The 12,655-nt window shown below is 68.4% G+C and carries 14 protein-coding genes; 8 read left to right on the plus strand and 6 right to left on the minus strand.

Annotated elements, in window-relative coordinates:
- From RMO12_RS08570 to RMO12_RS08585, 4 genes are all read right to left on the minus strand, one after another.
- A partial coding sequence (locus RMO12_RS08570; RefSeq protein WP_309638966.1) for an ATP-binding protein occupies positions 1–2,243 on the minus strand: 2,243 nt, incomplete at its 3' end.
- A gap of 37 nt (positions 2,244–2,280) precedes the next feature.
- Positions 2,281–3,015: a response regulator transcription factor gene (locus RMO12_RS08575; RefSeq protein WP_309638967.1), complete on the minus strand. Its 735-nt coding sequence runs from the start codon at positions 3,013–3,015 to the stop codon at positions 2,281–2,283.
- Positions 3,016–3,038: 23 nt separating this feature from the next.
- Positions 3,039–3,218, minus strand: coding sequence for a hypothetical protein (locus RMO12_RS08580; RefSeq protein ID WP_309638968.1), 180 nt, complete (start codon positions 3,216–3,218; stop codon positions 3,039–3,041).
- A gap of 240 nt (positions 3,219–3,458) precedes the next feature.
- Entirely contained in the window at positions 3,459–4,436 is a 978-nt protein-coding gene (locus RMO12_RS08585) for an NADPH:quinone oxidoreductase family protein (protein ID WP_309638969.1), read from the minus strand.
- A 97-nt stretch (positions 4,437–4,533) separates the two neighbouring features.
- Here RMO12_RS08585 and surE point away from each other — a divergent pair, with 97 nt between their 5' ends.
- The 5 genes from surE to RMO12_RS08610 are packed head-to-tail and all read left to right on the plus strand — an operon-like array spanning position 4,534 to position 8,353.
- Positions 4,534–5,295: a 5'/3'-nucleotidase SurE gene (surE, locus tag RMO12_RS08590; protein WP_309638970.1), complete on the plus strand. Its 762-nt coding sequence runs from the start codon at positions 4,534–4,536 to the stop codon at positions 5,293–5,295.
- Positions 5,292–6,101, plus strand: coding sequence for a protein-L-isoaspartate(D-aspartate) O-methyltransferase (locus tag RMO12_RS08595; protein ID WP_309626790.1), 810 nt, complete (start codon positions 5,292–5,294; stop codon positions 6,099–6,101). The genes surE and RMO12_RS08595 overlap by 4 nt, the downstream gene beginning before the upstream one ends.
- A 20-nt stretch (positions 6,102–6,121) precedes the next feature.
- Positions 6,122–7,084 carry a peptidoglycan DD-metalloendopeptidase family protein gene (locus RMO12_RS08600; protein WP_309638971.1) on the plus strand — a complete coding sequence of 321 codons (963 nt, stop codon included), beginning with the start codon at positions 6,122–6,124 and terminating at the stop codon, positions 7,082–7,084.
- Positions 7,085–7,101: 17 nt separating this feature from the next.
- Positions 7,102–8,172 (plus strand): RNA polymerase sigma factor RpoS, encoded by a 1,071-nt coding sequence (rpoS, locus tag RMO12_RS08605; RefSeq protein ID WP_309626782.1) that lies wholly within the window; start codon positions 7,102–7,104, stop codon positions 8,170–8,172.
- Positions 8,173–8,188: 16 nt separating this feature from the next.
- Positions 8,189–8,353, plus strand: coding sequence for a hypothetical protein (locus RMO12_RS08610; RefSeq protein ID WP_309626783.1), 165 nt, complete (start codon positions 8,189–8,191; stop codon positions 8,351–8,353).
- Positions 8,354–8,362: 9 nt separating this feature from the next.
- Here RMO12_RS08610 and RMO12_RS08615 read toward each other — a convergent pair whose 3' ends face one another.
- Positions 8,363–9,034, minus strand: coding sequence for a glutathione S-transferase (locus tag RMO12_RS08615; protein WP_309638972.1), 672 nt, complete (start codon positions 9,032–9,034; stop codon positions 8,363–8,365).
- 50 nt (positions 9,035–9,084) lie between these two features.
- Between RMO12_RS08615 and rlmD the strand changes: the two genes are divergently transcribed.
- On the plus strand, positions 9,085–10,440 hold the full coding sequence (gene rlmD / locus RMO12_RS08620; RefSeq protein WP_309626785.1) for a 23S rRNA (uracil(1939)-C(5))-methyltransferase RlmD: 1,356 nt from the start codon (positions 9,085–9,087) through the stop codon (positions 10,438–10,440).
- Positions 10,441–10,501: 61 nt separating this feature from the next.
- Here the strand turns inward: rlmD and RMO12_RS08625 are convergent, their stop codons facing one another.
- Positions 10,502–11,188, minus strand: coding sequence for a Bax inhibitor-1/YccA family protein (locus RMO12_RS08625; protein WP_309638973.1), 687 nt, complete (start codon positions 11,186–11,188; stop codon positions 10,502–10,504).
- Positions 11,189–11,323: 135 nt separating this feature from the next.
- On the opposite strand from RMO12_RS08625, the gene RMO12_RS08630 reads away from it, so the two are divergent.
- Positions 11,324–11,728 (plus strand): heme-binding protein, encoded by a 405-nt coding sequence (locus RMO12_RS08630; protein ID WP_309638974.1) that lies wholly within the window; start codon positions 11,324–11,326, stop codon positions 11,726–11,728.
- A gap of 251 nt (positions 11,729–11,979) precedes the next feature.
- Positions 11,980–12,655 (plus strand): carbamoyl-phosphate synthase domain-containing protein (locus RMO12_RS08635; protein WP_309638975.1); only part of this gene is annotated, 676 nt, incomplete at its 3' end.

Consider the following 12,655-nt stretch of genomic DNA (forward strand, 5'->3'; position numbering starts at 1 on the left):
GCCTCGCGCCACTCGACCTCGCCGCCGAGCTGCTTGACGCGTTTGCGCACGCCGCCCAGGCCCAGGCCGTGCGCCCAGGCCTGCGGATTGCGGCCACGCCCGTTGTCGCGCACCTGCAGCTCGAGACTGTCGTCGCCGAACGCGAGCGCGATGGTGACCTGCGTGGCCTGCGCATGCGCGATGATGTTGCTGACCAGTTCGCGCAGCACGCGCGTCAGCGCCGACCACTGCACCACGTTCAAGTCGGCGTCGCGCCCGAAGTGAGCCTGCCAGTCGAGCGCCACATGGGCAAGCTTCAGCCGCTGCTGCAGGTCAGCCTTCCACTCGCCCGCGGCGTGCGAAAGCGGGTGGCTGTTGGCGGCGAGGCCGCGGGTGAGCGTCTTCAGGTCCTGCAGGGTGTGGCGGATGTAGTCCTCGTGCTCGGGGCTTTGGGCCTGGTACATGAGCGTAAGCAGGCGTGCGCCGATGTCGTCGTGCAGGTCCTGCGCAAGCCGGCTGCGCTCTTCGCTGCGCCCACGTTCGACCGCCTGGTCGAACACCACCGCGCGCCTCAACTGCTCGACGATGCGGTTGGCCAGCCGCCCGTCTTCTTCGGTGAACAGCCGCCGGCCGTGCTGCGAAAAGCGTAGCACCAGCGTCTGGTCCGCGCCGATGCTGGCGCGGCTGAGGTCGGGCACCGGCACCAGCAAGGTCGAGCCGTTACCGCTGCTGCGCGCGCGTGGGATCGCGAACAGCGCGACGCTCGCTTCCAGCGGTTCGAACAACTCGCGCAGCAGATCGAGCAGCGCCGGGGCGGCGCGCTCGGGACGGGTTTGGACGTCGCGCGCCATGCGGTACAGGCGCTCGAACAGCCGCTCCGTCGTCACCATGTGGGTGCCACGCAGGTGGTTGAGCAACCACTGGCGTGCGCCCGCATACAGGCCCAGCGAGAGAAACACCGACAGCGTGATCGAGGTGAACTGGCCGAACGAGAACGCGGCCGCGAACAGCAGGTCAAGCGAGGTCGCGACGGTGCTGATGCCGGCGAGCAGCGAGAACTCACGCAGCACCTGCTGCGACTTGGTCAGGAAGGGCGCCAGCAGCAGCAGCGACGCCACGAACACTACCCAGATCATCGAGCCGATCGTGGCAATGCCTTGCTGCAGGCCCGGTTCCTGGCCACTTGCCGCCACCGCCGCCGTGAGCAGGATCCAGGTGCTCACGGTCACCAGGCCGAAGCGGCGTATCACCAACGCGTAGGGATGCGGCTCGAGCCGGTAGGACCAGCTCAGCAAGGCGATGGCGGCCACGCCGAACACGGCGCCAGCGCCCTGCGTCCACCACCAGGCTTCGGGCAGTGACTGTGCAAGGACCAGCACGAGCAGCGTGCCGACGATGCCCCAGGCGGCCGTGGCGATGAGTCGTGCGCCCGGCAGCACGCGCGGGTGGACGCTGGTGGCGTGGACGATCGCCGCGGCGGTGACGAGGTCGAAGGCGGTGCGTGCGCGCAGCTCGAGCAGCGCGTGGCCGCTCGGCAGGGCGAGATCGAGCGCGGTGGCCGCGGCAATGAACAGCAGGTTGCCGCACTGGCACAGCGCCATCAGTGCATACAGACCGTTCGGCAGCGACGGGCGCACCAGCACGACCACCATCGCGACGAGCAAGAGTACCAATGCCATCGCGCTCAGCAGCCAGTACATCAGGCCGAGTTGCAGGCTGCCGCGCGCACCCGGCTCGAGCTCGGCACTGCCGCCGTCGGAAAAATAAAGGCGCACCCGCGGTTGCGCCAGCGCGGCGTGCAGTTGCTCCTGCAGCTCGCGGTGGCGCGCGCGCTCGGCATCGCCACTCAGCCAGCGCGGTGAGCGCTGTAGCGCCAGCGCGTCGAGCACCGCGGTTCGCCCGTCCGCGCCGACCACGCCGAGCAACGCCCGACCCACGAAGGGCGCCAGCGCCGGGTGGTTGGTGGCGGTGAGTTCGAGCTGGCCGTGCGCGTTGGCGCGCCAATTGGCGTCGAGCCAGGGCTGGGCGGTGAGGTGGCGCGTCCACATGAACAGGGCCACGCATCCCGCGAGCGCCAACATCACCAGTGCGCGCAGTCGCCAGCCGAGCCAGCGCGAATTGCGCAGGCCGGGCGGCAGCCACCGCTCGAGGCGCGCGGTGTCGAAGGCCGAATCGATCTCGCCCGTGCGCGCGACAAACGGCTTGGGCGCGCGCCGGTCGTCGGCACGCCCGGCAGGGGCCAGCGGTGGCAGCGGGGAGGCCACGCTCAGCCCCGCGGCGCGCCAATCGACCGCCCGTGCGTCACACCAGCCCCTGCTTGCTTGCCTGCACGGCGGCCTCGGCCCGGCTGGAGACGTTGAGCTTGCGGTAGATGGCCTTGATGTGGTCGTTGACGGTGAACCACTTGATCGCCGTCAGGCCGGCGATCTCCTTGATCGTGAAGCCCTTGCTGAGGTAGGTGAGCACCTCGGTCTCGCGAGGTGTCAGGTGCTCGTGGTCGGGCTCGACATACACGGCGGCCGATGCCGCTCGCTTGGTCTGGAAGTCGCCGGACGCGATCGCACTGTCCAGCGGCATCGAGCCCGAGTCGCTGCGCCGAAAGTACTTCACCACGCGCCGCGCGATCGCTGGCGACAGCGGCGGCTGGCCGCGCACGATCTTCTGCAGCTCCTCGACCAGCACCTCGAATCGGTCTTCCTTGAGCAGGTAGCCGTCGGCGCCGCACTGCAGCGCCGGAAACAGGTGGTCGTCGTCGGAGTAGAGCGTGGTGACGATGCGGGTGACCGCCTGGTGCCTGAGTTCCTTGAGCAGCTCCAGGCCGCTGCCGTCGGGCAGCTCCAGGTCCACCAGCACCAGCTTGAAGGGCTCGCCGTCGGGCGTAGGTGCGCCCGCGCCGATGCCGAGCTGGCGGCGCGCGCTTTCAAGATCGCCCGCCTCGGCGATGCCGGTCACGTCCGAGAAGCTCTCCCGCACGACCCGCGCGAGGAAGTTGCGCGCCACCGGGTTGTCTTCGACGATCAGCACCTTGACGGCCATCAATGTCTCCTGATTTTCACAAGTCAGCGCACCGCGCCGCCGGGCGTCGGCAGCGCGAGCGAGCGTCGCACGTAGCGTTCACCTGGACCGCCCAGGCGCTCGCTCTTGTGCGCCTGGCTCATTGTCGTGACGAGCAGCAGCCGGGAGCGCTGTCTGAGTTCGTCGATGAAGGGTTTCCAGGCGCCGTTGGTCTGCGCGATCAAGGTGGTGGTGACCCGAAGGCGATCGACGGCGGCCGTGCCCGCGCATCCAGAGTCTGGGTGGCAAAGGCCAGCAGCGCCAACTTGGCAGCGTTCGTCGCACGGCGACCGACTCGGGGAGGGGCAATGCGGTGGAATTTAGCACCGCACTCCGTCACTGCCCACTGCGCCACTGGTGCGTGCGGCAATCACGGCGAGCGCACCGTTCGCTTCGCGCGGGCTCGCGCGCCGCTTGTTCGGCGATCAGTCGACGCTCAACACCAGCTTGCCGCGCACCTGGCGACTGGCCATCAGCTCGAAGGCATGCGGCAGCTCGGTGAGCGAGAGGCGCCGCTCGATCACGGGCTTGATCTTGCCCGCGGCATACCAGCCGGCGAGCTCGGCCAACGCGCGCGCGTTGGCGGCCGGCTCACGCCGCGCGAACTCGCCCCAGAACACGCCGACGATGGACGCGCCCTTGAGCAAGGCCAGGTTCAGCGGCAGCGAAGAAATAGCACCGCCGGCAAAACCGATCACCAGGTAGCGGCCGCGCCAGGCGATGGAGCGGAACACCGGCTCGGCCAGCGCGCCACCGACCGGGTCATAGACGACGTCGGGCCCGGTGCCCGCGGTGGCGGCCTTGATCTGCTCGCGCAGGTCGCCATGGGCGTAGTTGATGGTGGCGTCGGCGCCGAGCGTTTTGCAAAGCGCGCACTTCGCGTCGCTTGAAGCGGCGGCGACGACGCGCGCGCCCGCTGCCTTGGCGATCTGGATCGCCGCGGTGCCCACACCGCCGGCGGCGCCGAGCACCAGCACGGTCTCGCCCGCCTTCAACTGCGCGCGATCGATCAGCGCGTGGTGAGTGGTGCCGTAAGTGCAGATGAAGGCGGCGGCATCGTCGAACGCGAAGCCGGGCGGCAGCGCCATGACCAACTGCGCGTTCACGCACACCTGCGTGCCAAAGCCGCCGATGCCGCCAAAGGAAGCCACTGCCATGCCCGTGCGCAGGTGGGTCACGCCTTCGCCCACCGCGTCGACCACGCCCGAGAACTCCGAGCCGGGCACGAAGGGCAGCGGCGGCTTGATCTGGTATTTGTTCTGCACGATCAGCAGGTCGGGGAAGTTGAGGCTGGCGCAGCGCACCGTGACCCTCACCTCGCCGGCCTTGGGTTCGGGCGTCGGCAACTCGGTCCATTTCAGCGCTTCGGGGCCGATCGGGTTGTCGCAAAGCCAGGCGTGCATTTCGCGTCTCCGCTGCGGTGGGTTCGCTCGATGATAGTGAGCGCAACGCGTGCTTGCTTCGCACGAGCGACGCGAGGCCGTCCCTACAATCTGGCGCATGCGCATTCTTGTTGCCAACGACGACGGTTATCTCGCTCCCGGCCTGGCCGCCCTGGTGGAAGCCTGCCGCGGTCTCGGCGAGATCGACGTGGTCGCCCCCGAGCAGAACGCGAGCGGCACTTCCAACGCCCTGACCTTGCAGCGCCCGCTCACCGTGTGGACGGCGGCCAGCGGCTACCGCGTCGTCAACGGCACGCCTTCGGACTGCGTCCACGTCGCGCTGACGGGGCTCTTGCCGCAGCGGCCCGACCTGGTGATCTCTGGCATCAACAACGGCGCCAACATGGGCGACGACACGCTCTATTCGGGCACCGTCGCTGCGGCGATGGAGGGCTACCTGTTCGGCATTCCGTCGATCGCGTTCTCGCTGTCCGAAAAGGGCTGGCAGCACCTCGACACCGCTGCGCGCGTGGCGCGTTCGCTGCTCGAGCAGGTGCTGGCCGAGCCGCCCGGTGCTCCGCCGTGGCTGCTCAACGTCAACATTCCGGCACGGCCCTTGGGTGCGTTGGCCGGTCGCGTCACCACGCGCCTCGGGCGGCGCCATGCAAGCGAGCCGGTGATCCGCCAGAGCAACCCGCGCGGCGAGCCGATCTACTGGATCGGCGCGGCCGGCGACGCGCGCGAGGCCGGCGAGGGCACCGACTTTCACGCGGTCGCGCACGGGCACGTTTCGGTGACACCGCTGCAGGTCGACCTGACCGACCACGCCTTGCTGCCGCAGTGGTCGCGCTGGTTGGCGACGTCTTCGGGTTTGACATGAGCTCGCGCGACTCCGCGGCGCCGAAGTTTCCGCTGCGCCTGGATCGCCTCACCGGCACGCCGGGCGCCGCGCCCGCGTCGGTGCTGCGACCGCAGCGTCCGCTGCACGATGCCGCCGTGGCCCGCTCGCGCGCTGCCGTGCCGGCCGGGCTCGGGCTCGACTCGCACGGCGTGCGCGAGCGCTTGCTCGAGCGGCTGCGCGCCGAGGGCCTCGTCGACCCTCGCGTGCTCGCCGCCATGCGCGCGGTGCCACGCCACGCCTTTGTCGACACCGCGCTGGCCAACCAGGCCTATGAAGACACGAGCCTGCCGATCGGCCTGGGCCAGACGATCTCCAAGCCGTCGGTGGTGGCACGCATGATCGAGCTGATGCTCGCGCCGCATGCGCCGCAGTCGAGGTTGCGCCTGCTCGAGATCGGCACCGGCTGCGGCTACCAGGCGGCGGTGTTGGCGCAGTTGTCGCGCCAGGTGGTGTCGATCGAGCGATTGAAGCCGCTGCACGACAAGGCGCGCGGCAACCTGGCGGCGCTGCGCCTGGACAACCTGCGGCTCGTGTACGGCGATGGCCGCCTCGGCCACGCGCCCAACGCGCCCTACGACGGCATCATCGCCGCAGCCGGCGGCCACGACATTCCGCCCGCCTGGACCGAACAGCTCGCACCCGGCGGCCGGCTGGTCGCGCCAATGCACGACGGCGGCGAAGGGGGGCAGGTGCTGGTGGTGATCGACCGGCTCGCCGACGGCAGCCTGCGGCGCAGCATGCACGAGGCGGTGCGCTTCGTCCCTTTAAAATCCGGCATCGATTAAGACACCGGCTCGAAACCTTCATGCCTTTTCAACTTCCAGGCTCGTCCGCGCTGCGTTTTGTGCTGCTCGCGCTCGGCCTTGCGATGCTCGCGGCCTGCACGCCGCCGACGATCCGCCGCGCGCCGCCGGTCGAAGACCGCAGTGCCCGCAGTTCCGGCGCGTCGGCACCCGCACCGGTCTCGACCGCCGCGTCTGCGGCCGACGCCACCAAGCTCCTGCCCGGCGCCGAGAACGCCGGCAAGCCCGGCTACTACACCGTCAAGCCCGGCGACACGATGATCCGCATCGGCCTGGAAACCGGCCAGAACTGGCGCGACGTCGCGCGCTGGAACGGCATGGACAACGCCAACGTGATCGAGGTCGGGCAAGTGCTGCGCACGCTGCCGCCCGGCGTCGACCCGGGCGCCGTGGCGAGCAAGGGTGTCGCAACGGCGAAGGTCGAGCCGCGCCCGCTCGAGTCCAGGCCGGGGGTTGCCGCGTCCGTGCCGGCCACCCAGGCCACCCCGGCTGCATCAGCACCGGCACTGCCGGCCAGCGCCGCGCCAGGCGGTGCCGTGCCGTTGGCGGCCAGTGCGCCCGCCGCGGCCGTCGCCACGCCGGCCCCGAAGGGCGACGACGAGCCGGCTTGGGCCTGGCCTGCCACCGGCCCGGTGCTCGCCCACTACGACGATGCGCGCAACAAGGGCCTGGCGATTGGCGGCAAGACCGGCGATCCGGTGCTTGCCGCAGCGGATGGCCGTGTGGTCTACGCCGGCTCCGGCCTGCGCGGCTATGGCAACCTCGTGATCGTCAAGCACAACGCCAACTACCTCACCGCCTACGCGCACAACCAGACGCTGTTGGTCAAGGAGGAGCAGACGGTGAGACGCGGCCAGAAAATTGCCGAGATGGGTGCCACCGACGCCGAGCGTGTGCAATTGCACTTCGAGATTCGCAAGCTCGGCAAGCCGCTCGATCCGGCAAAGCTCCTGCCGCCTCGCTAACGCGGTACCCTGCGGTCATGAACGGCAACAAGCGCAACTCGCACAACGGGCGCGCGCTTGTCGCGGGGTTGGCCGCACCGCCAGCGGGCCGCGGGATCGGCGCATCGCCCAACGGCGAAGGCGGGCCACCGCTCATGCCCGATGACGCCGACTTCGCGCGCGAGTTGGTCGCAACGGACATCGCGTCGCACTTCACTCCCGACGCCGCGCTGCTGTCGGCCGGCGAGGGCGAGATCGGCAACACGCTGCAGACTTACCTGCGCGAAATCCGCCGTGCGCCGCTGTTCACGCCGGCGGAGGAGTTCGAGACCGCCACGCGCGCGCGGGCGGGTGAGTTCGCGGCGCGCCAGCAAATGATCGAGCGCAACCTTCGGCTGGTGGTGAGCATTGCCAAGAACTACCTCGGCCGCGGCCTGCCGATGACCGACCTGATCGAAGAAGGAAACCTCGGCTTGATGCACGCGATCGGCAAGTTCGAGCCCGAGCGCGGTTTTCGATTTTCGACCTACGCCTCGTGGTGGATCCGCCAGAGCATCGAGCGCGGCGTCATGCACCAGGCGCGGTTGGTGCGGCTTCCCGTGCACGTGGTGCGCGAGCTGAACCATGTGCTCAAGGCGCGCCGTGCGCTCGAGGGTGAGGTCGCGGCCGGTGCCAGCGGTCGCGCGGTGCGCGTTGAAGAGGTGGCCGCGGCGGTCGGCCGTCCGGTGGCCGAGGTCGTGGAACTGCTGCGTTTTGCCGAGCAGCCGACCTCGCTCGACGCGCCACTCGAGCGTCAGGGCAATGGCAACGGTGCGGAAACGCTGATCGACATGGTGGCCGACGACCAGGCCACCGACCCGATGGGCCACACCCTGCATCACGAACTCGACGCCTTGCTGCAGCACGGCCTGGACGAGCTGAGCGAGCGCGAACGCGAGGTGCTGGCCGGCCGTTACGGCCTGCATGACCGAGAGCCCGAGACGCTCGAGGTGCTGGCCGAGCGCCTGGGCCTCACGCGCGAGCGCATCCGCCAGATCCAGCAAGAAGCATTGCTAAAACTCAAGCGCCGCATGGCGCGCCAGGGCATCGACCGCAACTCGGTGTTCTGAAGCCAGGGCTCGGCCGGTGCTCGTGTTCGACATCGAGACCGTGCCCGAGCGGGCCGGACTACCGTCACTGCGCAGCACCTTGTCAGGCACCGGCGACGCCGCGTTGTGGATGGATATCCTGGCCAAGCGCGCTGCTGCTGCCGCGCCGCACTGCGGCGACGACATCGCCTCCCGGCAATAGTGCTGCGGCTCAGCGCAGCAACTGGTACGGGCCGCCGCGCTCGAGTGCGCGTTGATAGGCGGCGCGGGCATGGATGCGCGCGAGGAACGCCATCGTCCTGGGGCGGCGCGCATCAAGGCCACCACGCGCCGCGGCCGCTTCAAGTGGAAAGCTCATCTGCACGTCGGCGGCACTGAAGTCCTCGCCCGCGAACCAGGCGGTGCGGCCCAACTCGGCTTCGATGAAATCAAGGTGCCGATCGATCTGTGGCTGGATGAAGGTCTGCCTGAGCTTGCTGGCGATTGCGCGTGCGATCGGCTTGGCGAAGAAGGGCATCGGTGCTTTTTCGAGCTTGTCGAACACCAGCTTCAACAGCAGCGGTGGCATGGCCGAGCCTTCGGCGTAATGCATCCAGTAGCGATAGCGCAGGTGCTCGGGCGTGTCCGGCGCGGGCGAGAGCCGTGCGCGGCCGTAGCGCTCGACAAGGTATTCGAGGATGGCGCCCGATTCGGCCAGGGTCAGCGCGCCATCGCCAATGACCGGCGACTTGCCCAGAGGATGCACGGCACGCAACTGGGGCGGCGCGAGCATGGTGCTGGCATCGCGCTTGTAGTGCATGAGTTCGTAGTCGAGGCCAAGTTCTTCCAGCATCCACAGCACGCGTTGCGAACGGGAGTTTTCGAGGTGGTGGACGGTGATCATCGAGAAATTACAGCACGCGATCCGCGTCATGCGGCCCGGATAATCGGCGCATGACGGCACCGGGTGAATGGCTGAAGGTCGACTCGCTCGACCTCGAGGCGCAGGGCGTGGCACGCAACGCCGAAGGCAAGGTCGTGTTCATCGAAGGCGCGCTGCCCGGTGAGCAAGTGCAGGTGGCGGTCGGGCGACGCAAGAACAACTGGGAGCAGGCGACGATGCTCGCGTTGCGGTGCGAGAGTTCGCAGCGTGTGAAGCCGCGCTGCGAGTTCTTCGGCCTGTGCGGCGGCTGCAAGATGCAGCACCTGCATGTCAGCGCGCAGGTGGCCGTCAAGCAGCGCGTGCTCGAAGACAATCTCTGGCATCTCGGCAAGGTCAGGCCCGAGCGGATGCTGCGGCCGATCGAGGGGCCGACCTGGCGCTACCGCTACCGCGCGCGGCTGTCGGTGCGCTACGTGCTCAAGAAAGGCAAGGTGCTGATCGGCTTCCACGAGCGCAAATCGAGCTACGTGGCCGACATGACGAGTTGCGAAATCCTGCCGCCGCACCTGAGCGCCATGCTTCTGCCGCTGCGCGAACTCATTCACGGCATGGACGGCCGCGAACGCCTGCCGCAGATCGAAGTGGCAATCGGCGAAGGCGCGCAAGGGCTGATCACGGCGCTGGTGTTGCGTCACCTCGAGCCGTTGAGCGAGGGCGATCTGCAGCGACTGCGCCGCTTCGGCGCCGAGCATGCGGTGCAGTGGTGGCTGCAGCCCAAGGGGCCCGACACGGTGCAGCGGCTCGACGACGGCGGCCCCGAACTGGCCTATGCCTTAACCGAGTTCGCCGTCGTGGTGCAATTCCGGCCGACCGACTTCACCCAGGTCAACCACGCCATCAACCAGGCGCTGGTGTCTCGCGCGCTGCGCCTGCTCGACGTGCAAGCCGGCGAGCGCGTGATCGACTGGTTCTGCGGCCTCGGCAACTTCAGCCTGCCCCTAGCGACGCGCGCGCGCGAAGTGCTCGGTGTCGAGGGCAGCGAGGCCCTCGTGGCGCGCGCGCGAGACAACGCCGAGCGCAACCAGCTTGCGCACAAGACGCGCTTCGAGGCTCGCAACCTGTTCGAGTTGGCGCCGGGCGAGTTGCCCGCCTTCGGCAGTGCCGAAAAGTGGCTCGTCGATCCGCCGCGGGAAGGCGCTTTCGCGCTGGTCAAGGCGGTGGCGGCGGCAGTGCAAGACCCCTCGCTCGCACCCGGTTGGACGTCGCCGCAACGCATCGTCTACGTCAGTTGCAACCCGGCGACCCTGGCGCGCGATGCCGGCCTGCTGGTCTACCAGGGCGGGTATCGCTGCACGAAGGCGGGGGCGGTGAACATGTTCCCGCACACGGCCCACGTGGAGTCAATGGCGGTCTTCGAGCGGCCTTGAAGCGCTACAAACAAACGGGGCCCCGCGCCGCGGGGCCCCGTTGAGTCAGCGCAGCGATCCGTCAATCACGCTCGCCGCCGAAGATGCCCAGGATGCTCAGCAGACTCTGGAACACGTTGTAGACGCTCAGGTAGACCGACAGCGTGGCGGTCACGTAGTTGGTTTCGCCGCCGTCGATGATGCGCTTAAGGTCGTAGAGGATGAAGGCCGAGAAGATCACGATGGCCAGCACCGAGACGGTCAGGAACAGCGCGGGCATCTGAAGCCAGATGTTGGCCACGCTCGCGGCGATCAGGCCGATCACGCCCACCATCAGCCACTTGCCCATGCCGGAGATGTCGCGCTTGATCGTCGTGGCCAGTGTGGCCATGCCGAAGAACACCAGCGCCGTGCCGCCGAAGGCCATGCCGATCAAGGTGGCGCCGTTGCTAAAGCCCAGCACCGCGCCAATGAGGCGTGACAGCATCAAGCCCATGAAGAAGGTAAATCCCAGCAACAGCGCAACGCCGATGCCCGAGTTCTTGAACTTCTCGATCGCAAAGAAGAAGCCGAACGCGATGCCCATGAACAGCAGGAAGCCTATGAAGGGGCTGCCGGCGAAGAAGCTGAAGCCAGTGGTGACGCCCACCCAGGCGCCGAGCACCGTGGGCACCATGGACAGCGCAAGCAGCCAGTAGGTGTTGCGCAGCACGCGGTTCTGTTCGGTGGCGACAACGCCACCAAAGCCGGTTTTTAGGGTTTCATTCATTCGAGCGCCTCCTGATACGAAAGACTTGATTGCCCACTTGGAGCGAGCCCCGCGATTGTAGTTCCCCGATGCGCTGCGGCCGGGTCGAAGCCGTACAGTTCCCACCGATCCAATTCCCAACGAAAAGGCCCGACCATGGAGAACAAACCCTATCTGACGCTCGCCGACGTGAAGCGCATCGTTGCAGCGGCCGAAGCCGAGGCGCTGGCGCAAGAATGGCCGGTGACGATCGCTATCGTCGACGACGGCGGGCACCTCTTGTGGCTGCAGCGGCTCGACGGCGCGGCGCCGGTGTCGTCGCACATCGCCCCGGCCAAGGCCCGCACCGCAGCGCTCGGGCGCCGCGAGAGCCGCGTCTACGAGGAGATGATCAACCAGGGGCGGGCGTCCTTCCTGAGCGCCCCCGCGCTCGAAGGCATGCTCGAAGGCGGGGTGCCGATCCTCGTCGGGGGACAGTGCCTCGGCGCGGTCGGCGTCAGCGGGGTCAAATCGAGTGAGGATGCGCAGGTCGCCAAGGCCGGGATCGCCGCCCTTGGCTGAAGTGCGGCGACGCGCCACGCGGGGTCTCGCCTCGGGCCGGCCCGAGCGCCCGGTGAGCGCTAGTGCTGGCCTTCCACGGCTCGGGGCGGGGGCATGGCTCGCTATAATTTATAGGTTTACCCGCAACCGACCCCGCCCGCGCCTTCTCGCTTTCGGACCTGCTCCGGAGACCGCACCGTCTCTCCCGCTGGAAGACCACTGACTTACGCTCCAACGGAGCCGCGTCGGCGCGTGCAACAACGGAGTTACCCGTGCTGCCTGATCTGCCTATCGCCCTGCTCGTACTCGCAGACGGCACGACTTTCCAGGGCCATTCGATCGGCGCTGCCGGACACACCGTCGGTGAGGTGGTGTTCAACACGTCGCTCACCGGCTACCAGGAAATCCTCACCGACCCGAGCTACTGCAAGCAGATCGTCACGCTGACCTATCCGCACATCGGCAACACCGGCGTGAACAGCGAGGACGTCGAAGCCGACCGCGTCCACGCGGCGGGCTTGGTCATCAAGGATCTGCCGGTGCTCGAATCCAACTTTCGCAGCACCCGCACGCTCGCGCAGTACCTGCGCGACGAAGGCACGGTGGCGATCGCCGACATCGACACCCGCCGGCTGACCCGCCTGCTGCGCACGCGTGGTGCGCAAAATGGCTGCATCCTCGCGTTGCCGCTGGGTCAAGCGGTGACGCCGGCTCACGCCGAGCAGGCGCTGTCCAAGGCCAAGGCGGCGCCGAGCATGACCGGACTCGACCTTGCCAAGGTTGTCAGCGTCGCCATGCCCTATGCCTGGACCGAGACCGAATGGTCGCTCTCGCACGCCGAAGGCAGGCCCGGCTATGGCCGCCAGACCGCGCCGCACCATCATGTGGTGGCCTACGACTACGGCATCAAGCGCAACATCCTGCGCATGCTGGCCAGCCGCGGCTGCC

It is taken from the genome of Methylibium sp., assembly GCF_031393925.1.
In the GTDB taxonomy this organism is placed as follows: domain Bacteria; phylum Pseudomonadota; class Gammaproteobacteria; order Burkholderiales; family Burkholderiaceae_C; genus Methylibium.